This window comes from Bacteroides cellulolyticus (assembly GCF_025567135.1).
Classification (GTDB): Bacteria; Bacteroidota; Bacteroidia; order Bacteroidales; family Bacteroidaceae; genus Phocaeicola; species Phocaeicola cellulolyticus.
Genome location: NZ_JAOQJJ010000002.1, coordinates 165816 through 185100 on the forward strand (window position 1 = coordinate 165816; position 19285 = coordinate 185100).

20 protein-coding genes, 3 tRNA genes and 4 pseudogenes are annotated in these 19285 nt (G+C 40.5%); 22 read left to right on the top strand and 5 right to left on the bottom strand.

Annotated features, from left to right (window positions below; translation table 11 throughout):
* Positions 1-5: 5 nt before the first annotated feature.
* The 11 genes from pfkA to OCV82_RS03885 all read left to right on the top strand — a co-directional run bounded on the left by pfkA (position 6) and on the right by OCV82_RS03885 (position 9820).
* Entirely contained in the window at positions 6-986 is a 981-nt protein-coding gene (pfkA, locus tag OCV82_RS03835; RefSeq protein WP_154043208.1) for a 6-phosphofructokinase, read from the top strand.
* 224 nt (positions 987-1210) lie between these two features.
* On the top strand, positions 1211-1897 hold the full coding sequence (locus tag OCV82_RS03840) for a phosphatidylserine decarboxylase family protein (RefSeq protein ID WP_154043209.1): 687 nt from the start codon (positions 1211-1213) through the stop codon (positions 1895-1897).
* 11 nt (positions 1898-1908) lie between these two features.
* Positions 1909-2619, top strand: coding sequence for a CDP-diacylglycerol--serine O-phosphatidyltransferase (gene pssA, locus OCV82_RS03845; protein WP_154043210.1), 711 nt, complete (start codon positions 1909-1911; stop codon positions 2617-2619).
* A 53-nt stretch (positions 2620-2672) separates the two neighbouring features.
* The gene (locus OCV82_RS03850; RefSeq protein WP_154043211.1) at positions 2673-2924 is read left to right on the top strand and encodes a DUF4834 family protein; all 252 of its coding nucleotides are present in this window, start codon (positions 2673-2675) and stop codon (positions 2922-2924) included.
* 205 nt (positions 2925-3129) lie between these two features.
* Positions 3130-3202 (top strand) — tRNA-Met (locus OCV82_RS03855).
* Positions 3203-3222: 20 nt separating this feature from the next.
* A tRNA-Met gene (locus OCV82_RS03860) sits at positions 3223-3295 on the top strand.
* 175 nt (positions 3296-3470) lie between these two features.
* Positions 3471-5024 (top strand): peptide MFS transporter, encoded by a 1554-nt coding sequence (locus OCV82_RS03865; RefSeq protein WP_154043212.1) that lies wholly within the window; start codon positions 3471-3473, stop codon positions 5022-5024.
* 109 nt (positions 5025-5133) lie between these two features.
* The gene (locus tag OCV82_RS03870; protein WP_154043213.1) at positions 5134-7767 is read left to right on the top strand and encodes a DNA gyrase/topoisomerase IV subunit A; all 2634 of its coding nucleotides are present in this window, start codon (positions 5134-5136) and stop codon (positions 7765-7767) included.
* Positions 7768-7771: 4 nt separating this feature from the next.
* Positions 7772-8626, top strand: coding sequence for a DUF3316 domain-containing protein (locus OCV82_RS03875; protein ID WP_154043214.1), 855 nt, complete (start codon positions 7772-7774; stop codon positions 8624-8626).
* A 16-nt stretch (positions 8627-8642) separates the two neighbouring features.
* Positions 8643-9674 (top strand): S41 family peptidase, encoded by a 1032-nt coding sequence (locus tag OCV82_RS03880; protein WP_154043215.1) that lies wholly within the window; start codon positions 8643-8645, stop codon positions 9672-9674.
* Positions 9675-9738: 64 nt separating this feature from the next.
* Positions 9739-9820, top strand: a tRNA-Leu gene (locus OCV82_RS03885).
* A gap of 147 nt (positions 9821-9967) precedes the next feature.
* Here OCV82_RS03885 and OCV82_RS03890 read toward each other — a convergent pair.
* The 3 genes from OCV82_RS03890 to OCV82_RS03900 are packed head-to-tail and all read right to left on the bottom strand — an operon-like array spanning position 9968 to position 11512.
* The gene (locus OCV82_RS03890) at positions 9968-10921 is read right to left on the bottom strand and encodes an ISAon1 family transposase (RefSeq protein WP_449500944.1); all 954 of its coding nucleotides are present in this window, start codon (positions 10919-10921) and stop codon (positions 9968-9970) included.
* Between the two features lie 25 nt (positions 10922-10946).
* Positions 10947-11288, bottom strand: a complete 342-nt coding sequence (locus OCV82_RS03895) for an ISAon1 family transposase N-terminal region protein (protein WP_154043216.1) — start codon at positions 11286-11288, stop codon at positions 10947-10949.
* A gap of 38 nt (positions 11289-11326) precedes the next feature.
* Positions 11327-11512 carry a hypothetical protein gene (locus OCV82_RS03900; RefSeq protein WP_154043217.1) on the bottom strand — a complete coding sequence of 62 codons (186 nt, stop codon included), beginning with the start codon at positions 11510-11512 and terminating at the stop codon, positions 11327-11329.
* Between the two features lie 978 nt (positions 11513-12490).
* Between OCV82_RS03900 and OCV82_RS03905 the strand changes: the two genes are divergently transcribed.
* From OCV82_RS03905 to OCV82_RS03945, 9 genes and pseudogenes are all read left to right on the top strand, one after another.
* Positions 12491-12838 (top strand): hypothetical protein, encoded by a 348-nt coding sequence (locus OCV82_RS03905; RefSeq protein ID WP_013619458.1) that lies wholly within the window; start codon positions 12491-12493, stop codon positions 12836-12838.
* Positions 12835-13050 (top strand): hypothetical protein, encoded by a 216-nt coding sequence (locus OCV82_RS03910; protein ID WP_053398753.1) that lies wholly within the window; start codon positions 12835-12837, stop codon positions 13048-13050. Before OCV82_RS03905 ends, OCV82_RS03910 begins: the two co-directional genes overlap by 4 nt.
* Before the next feature lie 24 nt (positions 13051-13074).
* Entirely contained in the window at positions 13075-13293 is a 219-nt protein-coding gene (locus OCV82_RS03915; RefSeq protein WP_013619456.1) for a hypothetical protein, read from the top strand.
* Positions 13294-13311: 18 nt separating this feature from the next.
* A complete protein-coding gene (locus OCV82_RS03920) occupies positions 13312-13569 on the top strand; it encodes a DUF6926 domain-containing protein (RefSeq protein WP_154043218.1) in 258 nt (85 codons plus the stop codon).
* A 7-nt stretch (positions 13570-13576) separates the two neighbouring features.
* A complete protein-coding gene (locus OCV82_RS03925; RefSeq protein WP_022217992.1) occupies positions 13577-13987 on the top strand; it encodes a PcfK-like family protein in 411 nt (136 codons plus the stop codon).
* 1 nt (position 13988) lies between these two features.
* Positions 13989-15268 (top strand): annotated as a pseudogene (locus OCV82_RS03930) (PcfJ domain-containing protein).
* A 26-nt stretch (positions 15269-15294) separates the two neighbouring features.
* Entirely contained in the window at positions 15295-15552 is a 258-nt protein-coding gene (locus OCV82_RS03935) for a hypothetical protein (RefSeq protein ID WP_022232584.1), read from the top strand.
* A gap of 223 nt (positions 15553-15775) precedes the next feature.
* Positions 15776-15943: pseudogene (locus OCV82_RS03940) on the top strand (DUF3873 family protein); the annotation flags it as partial.
* A pseudogene (locus OCV82_RS03945) lies at positions 15940-16143 on the top strand (DUF6956 domain-containing protein); the annotation flags it as partial. The pseudogenes OCV82_RS03940 and OCV82_RS03945, both read left to right, overlap by 4 nt.
* Here the strand turns inward: OCV82_RS03945 and OCV82_RS03950 are convergent.
* Positions 16123-16563: pseudogene (locus tag OCV82_RS03950) on the bottom strand (hypothetical protein); the annotation flags it as partial. The pseudogenes OCV82_RS03945 and OCV82_RS03950 overlap by 21 nt on opposite strands.
* A gap of 216 nt (positions 16564-16779) precedes the next feature.
* Complete coding sequence (locus OCV82_RS03955; protein WP_154043219.1) at positions 16780-17679, bottom strand: helix-turn-helix domain-containing protein; 900 nt, start codon at positions 17677-17679, stop codon at positions 16780-16782.
* Between the two features lie 266 nt (positions 17680-17945).
* Between OCV82_RS03955 and OCV82_RS03960 the strand changes: the two genes are divergently transcribed.
* On the top strand, positions 17946-18506 hold the full coding sequence (locus OCV82_RS03960; RefSeq protein ID WP_262542897.1) for a carboxymuconolactone decarboxylase family protein: 561 nt from the start codon (positions 17946-17948) through the stop codon (positions 18504-18506).
* 5 nt (positions 18507-18511) lie between these two features.
* Positions 18512-19285, top strand: coding sequence for an SDR family oxidoreductase (locus OCV82_RS03965; protein ID WP_154043221.1), 774 nt, complete (start codon positions 18512-18514; stop codon positions 19283-19285).

The window sequence follows — 19285 nt, forward strand, 5'->3', positions numbered from 1 at the left end:
ACAATATGGCAAGTATTAAATGTGTTGGTATCCTCACTTCAGGAGGAGATGCTCCGGGTATGAATGCGGCAATTCGTGCCGTGACTCGTTCAGCGATATATAACGGATTGAAAGTTAAAGGAATTTATAGAGGCTATAAAGGACTTATAACTGGAGAAATACAGGAATTTAAAACTCAGAATGTAAGCAATATCATACAGCTGGGAGGTACAATCCTGAAGACTGCGAGATGTATGGAGTTCAAGACTCCAGAGGGACGTCAGGTGGCTCACGAAACTATGGTGCGTGAGGGTATTGATGCTCTTATCGTAATAGGTGGTGATGGTTCGCTCACTGGTGCCAGATTGTTGGCAGAAGAATATGATGTTCCTTGTATCGGACTTCCGGGAACTATTGATAACGACCTTTATGGAACAGATACTACAATAGGTTATGACACAGCTTTGAATACAATTCTTGATGCTGTAGATAAAATCAGGGATACTGCAACTTCTCACGAACGTCTGTTCTTTGTTGAAGTTATGGGACGTGATGCAGGCTTCCTTGCGTTGAACGGAGCTATAGCGGCAGGTGCTGAAGCTGCTATTATACCTGAATTTAATACTGAAGTTGACCAGTTGGAAGAGTTTATCAAAAACGGATTCCGCAAGTCAAAGAGTAGTTCAATCGTTCTAGTGGCTGAAAGTGAAATTACAGGTGGTGCAATGCATTATGCAGAGCGTGTTAAAAACGAATATCCTCAGTATGATGTACGTGTGACTATTCTTGGACACTTGCAGCGTGGCGGACGACCGACTGCTCACGATAGAATTATTGCCAGCCGTATGGGTGTTGCAAGTATTCAGGCTTTGATGGAAGGTCAGAGAAACGTTATGATAGGTATAGAAAATGACAAAATCGTATATGTACCGTTTGCTAAAGCTATCAAGAATGATAAGCCTATCGATAGAGAGCTTGTCAATGTCTTGAACGAATTGTCAATCTGATAGAACTGAAAAAAATATAGATATTCCCGGATTAGTATTTGTGCTATCCGGGAATTTTTTTTGTTCTTCATAGTAATTGTAAAAGAAGAAATTTTGTATTTAAAACGTTTGCAATGCTGTTGCAAAATCATTACAAAGAGTTTTTTCTTATATTTTATTTGCAGAGTAATTAAAATACGCTTACTTTTGCATGTTAAAATATCTATATCATTACTTTTACCATCATGAATAGAATAAAAAAATTGAAGAAAATCCGCATACACCATGAGGGAACCAATATACTTATCACAAGTGCTATAGTCCTTTTGGCTATAAATCTTGCTTCTTATTATCTTTTGGGTACTAATGTATTCTTCTATATATTAGCTGTAGTAAGTATAGTCTTGTATCTTTTGATGGTGAATTTCTTTCGCTGTCCTATAAGACTGTTTAAAGGAGAAACGGAAAAGACAGTTGTGGCTCCTGCTGACGGAAGGGTGGTAGTAATAGAAGAGGTGGAAGAACATGAGTATTTTCATGACCGCAGGCTGATGATTTCCATTTTTATGGATATAACCAATGTTCATGCCAATTGGTATCCTGTTGATGGTGTTGTGAAAATGGTAAAGCATCATAATGGAAGGTTTATGAAAGCGTGGCTTCCGAAAGCCAGTACGGAAAATGAACGTTCTACTATAATTATAGAAACACCGGAAGGTGAAACTATCATGACTCGTCAGATTGCTGGTGCAGTGGCCAGAAGAATTGTGACCTATGCTACTCCGGGTGAGGATTGTTATATAGATGAACATATGGGATTCATAAAATTCGGTTCAAGAGTTGATGTTTACTTGCCTCTTGGAACAGAAGTTTGTGTTGAAATGAATCAGAAAACTACAGGAAACGAAACTGTTATAGCAAAACTTAAATAATCAGAGATATTATGCCTAATATTATAATCAGGAATATTCCAAATGGTATAACAAGCTGTAATCTATTTTGTGGATGTATAGCATCGTATATGGCATTTCAGTCAGATTTTCGTCTGGCAATGCTGTTCATAGTGTTAGGTGCGGTTTTCGATTTCTTTGATGGTATGAGTGCAAGGCTTTTGAAAGTTTCATCGCCTATTGGAAAAGAATTGGATTCCTTGGCTGATAATATTACTTTTGGCTTGGCGCCTTCTGCTATTGTTTTTTCCTTGTTTAAAGAAATTCATATTCCTGATTTTATGTCAGGCGTATCTGAATATCTGCCTTATACAGCATTTATTATTTCTGTATTTTCTGCATTAAGGCTTGCAAAATTTAATCTGGATGAGCGTCAGACAACTTCTTTTATAGGTATGCCTACGCCGGCAAATGCTCTTTTCTGGAGTTCTTTGGCTATTTGTATAGGCGGGAATCAGTATATGTCGCAGTATTTTAATGCATTTTATTTGCTGTTGCTGGTTGTAATAATGTCTTTACTTTTGGTTTCTGAACTGCCAATGTTTTCATTGAAATTCAAGAATCTTACGTGGAAAGACAATAAAATTAAATATATATTTTTGGTGGTAAGTGTAGTCCTGCTGTTGGTTTATGCAATAAACGGTTTGGCTGCTGTAATAATATGGTATATAATATTGTCTGCCTTGACATTCAGGAAATCATAATATAATAATCGTGGCACGGTTATTGTATTTAAAATATTAAAAACGCAATAACTATGTTTCAAATATTAGGACTGATATTTTTTATAATATTTTTTGTATTGATTATAGGATTTACAATCCTATATAAAGTGGTTAGAACAGTATTAGGTATAAGAAAAAATACCCAAAAACAGACGGAAAGCTTTGATAACAGCAATGGTCAAGGCTATTCGGAGTATAAGCGAAAAGATACTCCGAAGACTAAGAATAAAGTGTTTGATAAAAATGAGGGTGAATATATAGAATTCGAAGAGATAAAGGATTAACCTTTTCTGGTTTGTGTGGGTTAACTGAAGAAATTAATGGGAAAAATGCAATGTCGTATCCGTTTTTTACGTTATGAAGACTTTTGAGTAGAATTTTCATGATGTGTTTAACTTCTTTAACCTCATTGGTCTGATTTTTCTGCTTAAAGATTTGTTTTTTACAATTTAAAGCTGTACCTTTGCACTCGCAAATAAGAAATAACATCGCGGAGTGGAGCAGTTGGTAGCTCGTTGGGCTCATAACCCAAAGGTCGTCTGTTCGAGTCAGGCCTCCGCAACTAAAAAAAAATATGAACATCGCGGAGTGGAGCAGTTGGTAGCTCGTTGGGCTCATAACCCAAAGGTCGTCTGTTCGAGTCAGGCCTCCGCAACTGGAGATAGGAGAAGTCAAGAAGGCTTCTCTTTTTTTTGTGTCCTATAGCAAACAGTTTTAGCGAAACCTGTATTGGCTGAAAAATAATGGAATAAGTAATGTTGTTTGTTATTTGTTTTTTCTATATTTTTGCATAAAAATTTAGTCATTAATCATTTAAATCTTCATTATTTATGTTTAAAAAGCATCCGAAAGGATTAATTCCTGCGGCTTTGTCTAATATGGGTGAGCGTTTTGGCTACTATATTATGAACGCTGTACTGGTATTGTTCCTTTGTTCAAAATTTGGTATAAGTGAGGAGAAAAGCACACTTATCTATTCTTTCTTTTATGCAGGTATCTATCTTTTAAGTCTTGTTGGTGGTTTGATAGCCGACAGAAAACAGAATTATAAAGGTACCATCATGGCAGGTTTGGTCGTTATGGCTATAGGATATATTGCATTATCTATTCCGATTACTGCAAATTCAAGTAACACTACATGGTTACTTTCTTTAACTTGTGTGGCTTTGTTTTTTATCGCATTTGGTAATGGTCTGTTTAAAGGAAATCTTCAGGCTATTGTTGGTCAGATGTATGATGACATGGAAGCTGAAGCAGCCGCAAAGGGTGAAAAGGAACTGGCAATGGTTAAAGGAAAGAGAGATTCCGGATTCCAGATTTTTTATGTGTTTATAAATATTGGTGGACTTATAGCGCCATTTGTTGCTCCTTTGTTGAGAAGCTGGTGGCTGAGTGCGCATAATATGGTTTACAACGCCAGTCTTCCTGCTCTATGCCATGACTATATAAATAAGGCCGATGGTATGTCTGCTGAGGCTATGGGAAATTTAAATCAGCTGATGTCTCAGTGCGTAGGGGAAACATCTGATTTGGCTGCATCATGCTCGCAGTATTTGCAGATTTTCAACGAAGGTATCCATTATTCATTCCTCGCTTCTGTTGCTGCCATGCTTATTTCGCTTGTAATTTTCTTTGCGACAAAACGTCAGTTCCCAAATCCGGGAAAGAAAGAATCGGCAGCATCTGTTACATATACAGCTGAAGAAAAGGCTGCTATGGCAAAAGAAATCAAGCAGCGTCTTTATGCATTGTTTGCTGTGCTTGGTGTTGTAATATTCTTCTGGTTCTCATTCCATCAGAACGGAACTTCTTTGTCTCTGTTTGCGAGAGACTTTGTTGATACAACAACAATAGCACCTGAAATATGGCAGGCTGTTAATCCGTTCTTCGTGATAACTCTGACTCCTATTATAATGATGATTTTCGGATCACTTTCCAGAAGAGGAAAAGAGATATCTACTCCGCGTAAGATTGCTATAGGTATGTTTATAGCAGGTCTGGCTTATCTGTTCCTTTCTGCATATTCACTTGTGATGGGTTATCCTTCAGCTGCTGAATATAGAGAGCTTCCTATAGACCAACAGGTGAAAGCGGGTGCTTGGGTATTGATAGTACTTTACTTCCTTCTTACGGTTGCAGAGTTGTTTATATCTCCTCTTGGATTGTCATTTGTTTCGAAAGTTGCGCCAAAACATCTTTTAGGACTTTGCCAGGGATTGTGGCTCGGAGCTACTGCTGTGGGAAATCTTCTCTTGTGGATAGGTCCACTTATGTATAATGCAATTCCTATCGGTTATTGCTGGGCTATATTCATGATAGTATGTCTTATCTCGATGGGAGTAATGTTGTTTATGGTAAATTGGCTTGAAAAAGTTGCCAAGTAATATACTGTAGAATAAAATAAGTTAAATAAGAGGATATATCTTTTCATGGTATATCCTCTTTTTTATTAAATTTGCAAAGACTGTTTTATTCTTGATTAATATACTAAAAATGAGCGAAGATACATTTGATAAGGAAAACGATTTACAGGGGAGTGAAGGCCATTCTGATTACAAACCGGCAGATACGTCCGATGATGCGGTAAGACATCAGTTGAGTGGAATGTATCAGAATTGGTTTCTTGATTATGCATCTTATGTAATACTTGAAAGAGCTGTCCCTCATATTAATGATGGATTGAAACCTGTGCAGAGGAGAATATTGCACTCTATGAAACGTCTTGACGACGGAAGGTATAATAAAGTTGCGAACATTGTAGGTCATACCATGCAGTTTCATCCTCATGGAGATGCTTCAATAGGTGATGCTCTGGTACAGTTGGGCCAAAAAGAATTGCTTATCGACTGTCAGGGTAACTGGGGAAATATCCTTACCGGTGACAGTGCTGCCGCTCCGCGTTATATCGAGGCACGTTTATCTAAATTCGCTCTTGACGTGGTTTTCAATCCGAAGACCACTGAATGGCAGTCGTCTTATGACGGACGTAACAGAGAGCCTGTTACATTGCCTGTTAAATTCCCTTTGCTATTGGCGCAGGGTGTTGAAGGTATTGCTGTCGGATTGTCATCAAAAATACTTCCTCACAATTTCAATGAACTATGTGATGCTGCCATCGCTTATCTAAAAGGTGAGTCGTTCCAGCTTTATCCTGATTTCCAGACAGGCGGATCTATTGACGTATCAAGATATAACGATGGTGAGCGAGGTGGAGTGGTACGCGTAAGAGCAAAAATTTCCAAATTGGATAACAAGACTTTATGTATCAGTGAGATCCCGTATGGAAAAACTACTTCGTCACTGATAGATTCTATATTAAAGGCTGTAGAAAAAGGCAAAATCAAAGTGAAGAAGGTAGAGGATAACACAGCTGATAAAGTGGAAATACTTGTGCATCTTGCTCCTGGGGTTTCTTCAGACAAGACCTTGGATGCGCTTTATGCATTTACTGACTGTGAGGTTAATATATCGCCTAACTGTTGCGTAATAGACAACAAGAAACCTCATTTCTTATCTGTAAGTGATGTGTTGAAGAAGTCTGCGGACAATACTTTGGATCTGTTAAGACAGGAATTGAATATCGAACGTGAAGAAAAACTAGAAGCTCTGCATTTTGCTTCGCTGGAGAAAATCTTTATAGAAGAACGTATCTATAAAGATGCGAAATTTGAGCAGGCAGAGAATATGGATGCAGCATGCCAACATATTGATGAGCGTCTTACGCCTTTCTATCCGCAAATGGTGCGTGAAGTAACCAAGGAAGATATATTGAAACTGATGGAGATAAAGATGGCACGTATCCTGAAGTTTAATAAAGATAAGGCGGATGAATTGATAGCACGTCTGAAAAGTGAAATAGAGGAAATAGATAATCATCTTGCACATATCACCGAATATACTATAAACTGGTATGAAGGTTTGAAAGCCAAGTATGGCAAGAATTTCGAGCGAAAGACAGAAATAAGAAATTTTGATGTCATAGTGGCTACCAAGGTGGCAGAAGCAAACGAGAAGCTGTATATAAACAGAGAGGAAGGCTTTATCGGAACGGGACTGAAGAAAGATGAATATGTCTGCAACTGTTCTGATATAGATGATGTCATTATATTCTATAAAGACGGAAAATATAAGATAGTAAGAATAAGTGATAAACTTTTTGTCGGTAAGAATATATTGTATGTAAATATTTTCAAGAAGAACGACAAGCGTACTATTTATAATGTGATATATCGCGACGGTAAAGACGGTGCGTATTTTATCAAACGTTTTAATGTCACTTCGATGATACGTGACCGTGAGTATGATGTAACACAAGGAAATCCAGGGTCTAAGATAATGTATTTTACAGCAAATCCAAATGGTGAGGCTGAAGTGGTGAAAGTAACTCTAAGACCTAATCCTAGAATAAAGAAATTGATTTTGGAACGCGATTTCAGTGAGATTTCCATTAAGGGAAGACAGTCTATGGGTAACCTTCTTACACGTCTTGAAGTGCATAAGATAAGTCTGAAGCATAAGGGAGGTTCTACATTGGGAGGACGAAAAGTGTGGTTTGATCATGATGTACTTCGTCTTAATTATGATGGACGCGGTGAGTATCTGGGAGAATTCCAAAGCGAAGACAGTATATTGGTAATCATGAAGAATGGTGAGTTCTATACGACTGATTTTGATTTGAACAACCATTATGATTCGGATATAATGATTCTTGAAAAATATGATCCAGAAAAGGTTTGGACTGCAGTTCTTTATGATGCAGACCAGCAGAATTATCCATATCTTAAAAGATTCTGTTTAGAACAAAGTGCCAAACGACAGAACTTCCTTGGTGAAAACAAGCAGAATGTATTATTGTTGCTTACATCCGAAACTTATCCGCGTATTAATGTACTGTTTGGTGGACATGACAGTTTCAGAGAGCCAATGATAGTCTATGCAGATGATTTTGTCGGTGTGAAGAGTTTTAAGGCCAAAGGAAAACGTCTTACTACGTTTACTATAGACAAAATAGAAGAACTCGAACCTGTCATAAAGGAAGAACCTGAATCACAAACGGAAGCAGATGATGTGAATACAGATGATGTGGATCTGTCAAATGAAGATGATGGTCAGATGAAACTGTTCTAAAATTATGAATAGAATATATGGTTATATATCAACTCTGATTATATTATTTGTGTCTTGCGCCGAAGTATTGGCGCAGGATACTTTATCTCATCAGAAATACATAGTACGTTCCGTAATGATAGGTGCGGGAATATCCAATGTATATGATACATATCTTTCCCCTTTGGAATATCGTGGACCTGAACTGAGGTTTATGCACGAGAATATGCGCATGACCAGGCTTATGGGAGGTAAGGTGTCTGCCCAACGTGTGATACAGGTCAACTGTTCATCTGCAGAGAATATCTCAAAATCCTCAAAATCATATTCAGGAATGTTTAATTGGACTTATGCTCTTCATTATCAGTATAAGGTTGATGAAAATCTGAAGATTTTGTTTGGACCGATGTTAGATTTGAATTGCGGTTTTATATACAACACACGTAACTCAAATAATCCGGCACAAGCCAAAGTATATGGAAGTATTGATGCTTCTGCTATGGTGATATATAAATTCAGGATTTTCAGATATCCTATGACTTTAAGATATCAGGCTAATTTACCTTTTATGGGTATTATGTTTTCACCTGAATATGGTCAGTCCTATTATGAAATATTTTCGCTGAAACATGGTGGCAGCAATGTCTTGTTTACTTCATTTCATAACGCTCCCACGTTTAGACAAATGTTGACATTAGATTTTCCTATAGGCAAGACAATAATGCGTGCAGGATATTTGTGCGATATACAACAAGCTAAAGTAAATAACTTAAAAAGCCATTTCTATTCGCACAATTTTATGATTGGATTTGTAAGAAATTTCTCTATTATACGGGGAAAGAACAAAATCAGTCTTCCATCCAAGGTTACTCCATTTTGATTAAATGATTTTTGGTATGAATAGCAGGAATAATTCTTTGTTTATAATATTGCTTTGTGTCTTTTTATCAGTGTTGTATTCTTCGTGTATCAGAGAAGATGTTTCAGGCAACACCCCACAGGCAAACTTCGAATCTTTGTGGAGAATTATTGATGAACAGTACTGTTTTCTTGACTATAAGAATGATGTATATGGATTGGACTGGGATGAGGTTTATTTGAGATATTCCAAACGGATAACATCCGATATGTCCAGCTATAACCTTTTTGAAGTGCTGTCAGAAATGGTAAACGAGTTGCGTGATGGTCATGTTAATCTTAGTAGTGCTTATGGAACTTCTCAATACAGAGAATGGTTTGATTCTTATCCACGTAATTTCAGCGACAGTATTCAGAGTAATTACCTGGGAAAAGATTATGTAAATACCTCCGGACTTACATATCAGATTTTGGAGAACAATATAGGCTATGTGTATTGCTCAAGTTTTTCTAACGGAATAGGTGATGGCAATCTTGATTACATGTTGAAGGAGATGGAATTGTGCGACGGGTTGATAATTGATGTTAGGAATAATGGGGGAGGAAATCTTACGACGGCCCAGAAATTAGCTTCAAGATTTACCAATGAGAAAATTCATGTCGGATATATGTCTCATAAAACTGGGCCCGGACATAATGAGTTTTCATCGCCCCAACCGGTGTATATTGAACCTTCCAATGGAGTCAGATGGCAAAGAAATGCTGTTGTTTTAACAAACAGGCGTTCATATAGTTCGACAAATGATTTTGTGAATTGTATGAAGAATATGCCTCTTGTCACAATAATAGGAGATAAAACCGGTGGTGGTTCTGGATTGCCATTCTCTTCGGAAATACCTAACGGATGGTCTATAAGGTTTTCTGCAGCCCCAATGTATGATGCTGAAATGAATCAGATAGAATTTGGTATTGAGCCGGACATACATGTGGATATGACTGAAGAAGATATTTTGCGTGGAAAAGACACTATAATAGAAGCTGCATGCAATTTCTTGAAAAAAAATAGTTGAAAAATTTGTCAATGTAAAAAAAATGCGTACCTTTGCAACGCAAATGAGAAATAAAGCTTCTCACGCGCCTGTGGCGTAATTGGTAGCCGCGCCAGACTTAGGATCTGGTGTCGTGAGACGTGTAGGTTCGAGTCCTATCAGGCGCACGAAATAGAGGAATTAACTTTAGTTTTATGATTAAGTTAGTTCCTCTATTTTTTTTATTGGTGTATTTGATAGGGTAACGTTGGGGATCAACGTAAAAACCTGAGGAGTTAATTCGGATCAACGTAAAAATCTGAGGGATTTTGAAATTAGGCATAAATTTTCGATAGTCTGAACAGAAAGAAAGCCTTATCCTTCACTCCCCTGAATTGTGAGCGAAAGTTCTTTATTTTCGCATTAAAAGATTCTGATGCAGCGTTCGTAGAACGTCTTTCGAAGTAGTTTATTATTTCAAGATAATGTGTCTGTATTGACCTTGCTACTCTTCCAAATGCAAGGAATCCTGATTTGTCCACCTCGTCATACCACCTGGCAAGCCTTGTCAAGGCTACATCCTTATGTCTGCACTGATGATAAATCAATCCTAATCTCATGGAAAGATAGTACGCTTTCCTTATATTCGGATACTCTCTGAACAGGATACCGGCACGAACACGTTGTGATTCGGTCCATAATGATTCTTTCTTATACAGAAGATACATACTTCTGGCCAACAGCTGTTTTCTTGAATCTCCGTTCTCAAATACCGGAGCATGATATGTCTTTCCACATGCCTTTGCATGTGCTATTTGTATGGACTCTTCATCAAGTGCTTCCCAACGGGCTTTAACTCTCATGTCCTGAACGGCTTCATAAGCAAGCTTCTGTACATGGAAACGGTCTGTAACCCGACGCGCAGCAGGAAAGCATATACGTGCCGTCTGTTCCATATTGGGAGCCATATCAAGTGTTATTTCCCTTACCTGGAAACGTCTGCGTCTGGGAAGTTTTAGAAGGATGGATGTGACAGTCTTTACGTCAGTACCTTTTATGATGGCGATAATACTTCCGGCACCTCCTCTTTTCTCCTTGTTAATCAATATGGTATATAATTCACCGCGCGAAAGACACACTTCGTCTATCCCTACGTATGCTCCGATGTTTTTCTCAAACAGTACCCATTCTTCTGCATGCGGGAGTTGGTTCCATTTCAAATATCCGCTCAGATGATTGCGGTACTGCCTTTCAAGAAGTTCACCGTCAATACCGAACAGTGTTCCCAAAAGCTTACAGCTGACGGGAAGCGTATCAATATAACTCTTTTAAAAAAGACGCAAATTCTTGCGTCATACGGCTGCCTTGGGCAACCAGTTTCCAGTTACGGCTTACATAGCGGTTCTCATCCTTTAAGACCCATCTGCGACGACGGATGTTTAGAAATACCTTCTTCCCGCGGATTGGAAAGTCTTGTACAACTACCGGATCATAAAAGCCCTTACCCTCAACTTTACTATCAGAGTATTCTTTGGGAACTTCATTCTTCTCTTCAAGATAAATTACTATTTCAGTACTGCTTTCCTTAACATCTGATATGTTGAAGTAATCAAGAGTTCCTTCCGGAAGAAGGAGACGATAACCGTTTGTTTCCATTGTATTCTTTTTTTATTATTGTAGGCAAAGGTAATATTTTATTGAATTAACGAATCATCGTATTTCTCCTGTAAGTCTTTGATAACTTGCTTCTGTGCATCAATTACCGCTTCATTGGCATTGGTTCTTTGAAGAGATTTTAATGTCTTTTCTTCTTTTTGTAAATCCTTTGCAAATTTTTCAGTGTTAATACTCATAATGATATTCTTCTTTCCTTCTGTCATAATATTTGTTTCAAGAAATTACGAAAAAGGTCTAAGTGATTGAAAATGAGTTGCAGTTACCAACTCATAGTAGTAATAAGTTACGAATTAGTTAGTTATCTGCTGTTTTATTCTTCTGCGCATTGCGTAACCTTCAAAGAACTCTTCGTATGCAAAAGTAGCACTTTAATGGCATATATTGAAATAAAAATCCAGCTTTTTAAGCTCCACAGACAAGTTTTTCCGTAAAAGCGAATTTATTCGTAGGAACATGATCATCAATAAATTGACGATCATGTTCCTACTATTGCATAAGCATAGAAAAGGGCTTTGCGTCACGCCTGAACCATGTTCAGACTGATGATGCAAGGCCCCTTTCTTTTTTTGCTTATGCCACAAGCGGTGCTTTTACGGCTGTCACCTGTTGATTTTCTTTTTTTGTCGGTTCCTCTAATCGAAAACGGAAGTCATGGGTAACCACACCTTCCATAAATGAAAAGTGCCATTACCCATGACGGCAAACCGGAAAGAAAATTGCAACCGCATAACTAAACAGGTTTAGCCACACGGTTGCAACATACTTTCTTGGAATGTTTGCCGGTTTCACGTTTTCGCCGTATCCCTTTTTTTGACATTTCCTTTCTTTCTTTTCCCGGAACATTTCATATCCAATATGCCTCCACATCCGTTTACCTCCATTTTGATGGTCTTTCAGGCAGTCGCATCAGGTGGATCGTTCCCGTTCTGGGTGCAAAGGTAAATCCGGGATTGGGATGCTCAATGGTTTTTAGAAAAAATCTCCAGCCCTGCGGGTAGTATTTTTTCTTTGAAAACCCTTGCTCTACCCACTCCCTACCTTTTTTGAAGCACCCGAAACGAAAACGACCGAAGCGACAGAAAGACGCATTAAAAAAATGTCGGATAAACGGGAGGCATATAAGGTTGGAAACTCAACTCCCTCAGCTCTCGAATCCGCATTAAAAATAAAAACAAATGGATATGGAAGCAGCAGTAGCAACAAAATTCGTGAAGTGGGAAGTTCCGACATTGGAAAGCCTACATGAGTGCAAGGTTTACAGACTTCGTATGAAAGTGAATAATGGCGAGGTGCTGAACAGAGAGGAAAAGAATTGGATAACCGAAAAGGTAAACGGCAATACCTATTTCAAAAGTGCGATACCATTGCAAGGATGGCGGTTTGACTTCTCCGACATACTGAGGACATTCCTTGTAAGCCAGTACGGACAATGGAGAGAATACAAGGCTATGGACAAGACGGCACTCCGCAAGATATTGTACGGAAGAATTGACAGAATTGTAGAACTTGACAAACGACACCCAAAATGACAGCAGCAATGAACATAAGACAGACAGCGCAATCCATTGGACTTGCAGTATTCGCATTTCTGTTGCGCTGTTTCCTTTGGATAGTCAATATCCTTTGGTACATCATCAGAGAAATAGTCTGTGGAGTATTCCGAATGGTTATCAATGTAATGGTATTCATCATATTTCTCATTGCCATTTTCGGCTTTTTCCTATGGCTACTGACACTTTGAATTAACTCCCAAAAGCATAACATTATGAAACGATACAGCAAGACAGCAGCGCAGCAATGCAGATTTTACGAGGTGGACAACATCTTTGAGTATATGGTGGAAACCTACATCAACGGCAACCATTCAACCCTAAGAAGGCTATACCACGAACTCAACAAGGAAGCGAGAAAGGATTTTATCGGTTTTCTTTTGGTGGAATGCCCCCCACAATACCACACGGAGATTTTACAAGAGATTGTCTGACCACATAAAGGAACGGATATGAACAGGACAACGGAAAAGATACCCACATGGAGTTTAGCCTATATCATCAATGGCGATGCAACCGCACTCACAGACGATGAAGTTCAGACAATAGACAGATGGATGAAGCAATGGCAAGTACAAGATGTTTCACCCCTCACAGATGAAGAAGGGAACGCACAGCCTTATTTCATCCATTACCCCCTTTTCGGACTTCCCACAGAAGTGGAAGATTGCGAGATACTTTATTTGAACGACAACCCGACTAAAATTTGAGATTATGATGAAAGGAACAGACCATTTCAAACGAACCATACAGATGTTTTTGGAGCAGAGAGCAGCGGAAGATGAACTATTCGCCAAAAGCTACCGCAACCCAGCCAAGAACATAGACGATTGTGTCACATACATTCTGAACTATGTGCAGAAAAGCGGTTGCAACGGCTTTTCAGACGGAGAGATATACGGACAAGCCATTCACTATTACGATGAAAACGAGATTGAAGTAGGCAAGCCTATACAATGTCAAGTAGTTGTAAACCATGTGGTGGAACTGACAGAAGAGGAAAAGCAGGAAGCAAGGAGAAAGGCGGTTGCCCAATATCAGCAGATGGAACTCCAAAAGCTACAGAACCGCAACAAGCCGACAGCGAAAAAAGAAACACAAGTCCAACCCTCATTATTTGATTTTTGATATGAAACCGAGAACACGCATACAGAAAGAGGTAGTCCGTTTGTCAAGCGGACTGCCCGAACTGACAGACAAGCAGAAAGCATACGCTTTTGAACATTGCTTCAAGCATCATGCCTACCGCACAAAAGGCGGAACTATCACTTGTTCGGAATGTGGACACCGCTGGAAAGGCGGACACACTCTTGCGGAAACTATATGTGGCTGTAGCTGTCCCCATTGCGGAAAGGAACTTGAAATACTTGATACCCGAAAGAGAGTTTTCAGGGGCAGCGCATATTATGAAATCATTACGACCCGAAAAGGCTATCAAGTGTTGCGCTACTTTATGGTAGGAGCAACATACAAGGTGGAACAGAAGGCAGAGTATTCCATAAGGGAGGTGGTGCAATGGTGGATTGCCCCAAACGGAAAGACCGAAGTTATTGCCCGACTGAGAGCCATGCACACGATGTACTATGACCTTTGGACTGAATGGAGCGATATGGATTTACGCAGCAACAAGATGCTGAAAGCATACAACATAGACGCATACAAGACTTATCCGGCAATGCGCATCATTCCCGAATTAAGGCGGAACGGCTTCAAGGGAGCATTCCACGAACTGACCCCATACGAATTTTTACCGCCATTATGACCGACAGCAAAAAGGAAACATTGCTTAAAGCGGGACAGACAGAAATGTTCAGATATGCCGTCATATCAAATATCAATTTACATGAATATTGGAACTCCATAAAAATCTGTATCCGAAACGGCTATCATATTGCGGATGCCTCCATGTGGTGTGACCTTGTAAGACTGCTCAGACATTTCGGGAAAGACACCCACTGCCCAAAATATGTTTGTCCGACAGACTTGAAAAAGGCACATGACCGACTTGTCAGAAAACGCGAAGAACAGATTGAAAGGGAAAGAGCGGAGCAACGCAGGGAGCAGTTGGTCAAGGACGAAAAGAATTATCTGAAGTCCAAAGGCAAGTTTTTCGGACTTGTGTTTACCGACAACCTTATTCTTGTAAAGGTCATTGAGAGTGTGGCGGAAATGCAACTTGAAGGAAAACTGATGCACCATTGTGTGGGAAGCTATCACAAGAGGACAGACTCCCTTATCCTATCCGCAACCATTGACGGCAAACGCATTGAAACGGTGGAGGTTTCACTGACAACATTCAAGGTGGTACAGAGCAGAGGTGTATGCAATTCCAATACCGAATACCACGACCGCATCATCAGCCTTGTAGAGAGCAATGCCGAACTTATCCGCAAACGGATGAGTGCTTGATTTATAGACTTCAAAATATACATGATATGGAAATAAAGATAGAAAACATACTGATATTATGGGACGAGAAAGTAACCGACATCTTTGTCAGTCTGATAAACACCTTGTCCTTGAGTTTCAGCGAAAAGGAAATCCGCAATTCAATGGCGAAACTTTCAGAAAACGAGAACTTCGGAAGGCTGTTCGCCTACGGCTTCGGAGCACATCACCTTTGGGTAGCCCAAAGGATGATAACCGACCCCGAAAAGGTAATGGAGAACCGACTGTTGATTGTTGAATTTTAATAAATGACTACCATGACAACAAGAATGACCATCAACGGAGTGGAGGGTGTGTCAAAACTAAAATGACTACTCCCTAAAGTTACAGATTATAACTATAATATTTAAAAGGAGCCGTATCAAACTCTGTATTGAGTAATGATGCGGCCCTTTTTTACTCTTTTAGGGTGCTCAAATTTCAAATTATAAGTTCATTTTTTCAAAAAATGAATTTTGACACACCCTCGAGAAGTACGAAAAGTACCAAACGACTATCAGACGGAAAAGAACAACCCTTTTCCAATATGATTACCGACACACGGACGGAGAACTTTTCTCCTGCGTGAGACCGACATTGGAGGAGTGCAGACAACTGCGTGACGAATGGATAAAAGGAAAGGAGGACAGATTATGACAGCATACTATGATACTTTGATTGTGACATTCAGCGACCCTATCGGAATTTTGGATATGATGTGTACCGATACTTGTGATGTGGCAACACTAAAGGAGTGGATAGAGAGCTACGAAAGTACAAGAATGACCCCGATAAACGAACATACGGCAATCATCACTTCAGAATACAACATGGTGCATCTTCGCCTTTTCCTCCGTTTCCGACAACGGCAATCTGCCGAGCAGTGTGGCATCGCCCGTCTTGGCAAATTCCATCAGCTGTTTGATGAAATATTCCTGGTCGGGCGTGGGAGGTATGTTGTGCAGTATCTCGTTCTTGTGCGGACGGTCCACGCCCACATCCTCCGCTGTGCGGTAGTCCGTTATCTCGTTGTAGAACGCCGCCAGTTCCGGCACCTTGATGAAGTAGCGGAAGCGTCCCTTCTGCACGATGTTGTTCGTCACGTTGAACTCGAAGTCCGTCGTCTTCTTGGCGAATATCGCCGCCCATGCGTCGAAGCAGCGGATGTCCTGCTTCTCCAACGCCTTCGGACGCAGGTACTTGAACAGCAGGTACAATTCCGTCAGCGAGTTGCTGATGGTCGTGCCTGACAAAAACGTTGCCCCCAAGTCCTTGCCTGGTGGCTGCCGTGCAGAACTGTTATTCGATGATGGCGCATTGGCATAAGACACTGTCCACACGCTCGAAGAATTAGGTGTTGGACTGATGGCATTCTCCCCGCTTGCCATCGACGAGGCATTGGACGGAATGGAGATGAGCGAAGTGTTCGACGGATTGAAGGTGAAGGAATAAGCAAATAGAGGGTGTGGCAATTTCGGCACACTCTCTTATTTTCATATAGCCTTCTGACCTCGATATTCTCCCGGTGTTTTCCCAACTTTTTTCTTGAACATCCGGCTGAAATAAGGCAAGTATTGGAATCCTAATTCTTCCGCTACTTGCCCGATACTTTTTGTCGTGTCAAGCAAACGGTCTTTAGCTATGGCGATGACTGTGTCTTGGATATATTCCTGCGCGGATTTACCACATTCTTTCTTAATCAAGTCTCCGAAATAGTTAGGTGAAAGACACAGCTCAGACGCAAAATATTTTACGGTAGGCAAACCGGACAGCATCGGTTGACGGGAATTGAAATAGTCTTGCAACAGCTTCTCGAAACGGACAAGCAGGTTTGAATTGACCTTTTTACGGGTGATAAACTGACGCTCGTAAAAGCGTGTGCAATAATCCAACAGCAGCTCGATATAGACACAAACCAATGTTTGGCTGTGATTGTCTATCGGATGATTCAGTTCTTCCATTATCTTATTAAAACAATCAAGAATAATGTGCCGTTCCCGTTCGGACAAGTGCAGGGCTTCATTCACGTCATAGGCGAAGAAGGTATATTTCTTCATTTTGGTAGCCAATGATGTTCCCAATATTAAATCGGGATGGAACAGCAGTCCCCATCCTTGGGGTTGGAATATTTCTTCTGTCGCTTCCGCACCGATAACTTGCCCCGGAGAGATACAGACGATACTGCCTTCCTGATAGTCATAATACTGCCTCCCATAGGTCAAAGTCCCGTTCTTGGTTTCTTTCAAAAATACAGCATAAAAATCAATATTGAACAGGAAACTGTGTATAGGCTCTACTTTTGAGAAATCAATGGCACTCACTAACGGGTGCAGGGTTTCTATTCCCATATACTTATTATACGCATCAATATTTATCTTTTCTACTTTCTTCATCTGGATGTTTTTATATTTTGCGGGCAAAGATAATGCTTTGTTTTCTAATTGTTTCACTTGATTTTCTCTTTTCAGTAATCAGTATCAAACGTTCGGTAATCAGGATAACAGGTTTACACCGGGAACACTCTAATTTTGCACCGTCGAATTAAAACAAAGAACAAATGATGGAACTCAAACACCTCACAGAACGGCAATCGCATATTGCCAAGATATCCATTTATACGGCTGTCACCACCACTAATGTGGAAGGGCTGAAAAAGGTCTTGACGGAAGCTTTGGATTTCGGCATGACCATCAACGAGATTAACGAAGAAATCGTGCATCTGTATGCCTACTTGGGATTTGCCCCGGCATGTCGGGCAACTATCGTGTTTATGAACTTGGTGAATGAACGGCGAAACAACGGCATACACGACAAGCAAGGCCGGGAAGCCTCACCTGTTGATGATAGTGAAAGTAAATATGCACGAGGTGAGAAATTGCAGATGTTTTGTGCCGGAATGACAGCCGGACAACTGCGAAACGGTTTCTTCGGATTCAACCCGTTGCTGGACTTTTGCCTGAAAGAACATCTTTTTGCCGACCTTTTCGCCCGTGATTTGCTGACGTACATCGAACGGGAAACAACCACCGTGTCCGCACTTGCCGCTATCGGAGAACCTATGGTCGAATCTCATTACGGCGGAGCATTGAATGTCGGAGTGACAGAAGCACAATTATGGGACATTCTTGATATGGTAGGAAACGAAGTGTCGCCCGAAAAGGCGGCTATTGGCAGAGAACGTCTGCATCATACATTGGACATTCGTAACCAACAAAAATAAATCGTATGGCAACACAATTATTGACAGGAAAGGTTGCCCTTGTAACGGGCGGAAGCAGCGGTATCGGATTCGGAACCGCAAAGAGATTGACAGAAGAAGGAGCGTTCGTCTATATCACCGGACGACGCAAAGAAGTACTGGAACAGGCTGCCGAGAGACTTGGCAATTCCGTAAAGGCAGTGCAGGCGTACATTTCCAACAAAGAAGATATGATACGTCTCGCAAACATCATCAAGGAGGAAAAGGGCACGCTCGACATCATCTTTGCCAATGCGGGCGGAGGCAAAGCTATCCCCTTAGAAGAAGCTACGGAAACGGATTACCACCGCACATTTGATGTAAACGTATGGGGGACATATCTTACCGTACAAACTATGCTGCCTGTCCTGCGGGACGGAGCATCAATCATCCTCAACGCTTCCATTACGGCTTATATGGGATTGCCCGGTTTCGGCTTGTACGCCGCTACAAAAGCGGCTGTGCGTTCATTTGCCCGTAGCTGGACAACCGACTTAAAAAGCCGTGGTATCCGTGTCAATGCAGTCAGTCCGGGCGTGATACCAACCGAAGGCTATGAAGTGGTGCAAGGTATGAGCCATGCCGACGTGCAGGCATACGCCGACCGTGTCGCTTCGGAAATCCCATTGGGACGTGTCGGCACAAGCGAAGAACTGGGCGATGCTGTGGTGTTTCTTGCATCGGATTTAAGCAAATACATCACTGGCATTGAATTGACGGTCGATGGGGGCATGACACAAGTCTATGCAGGGAAAAACTAA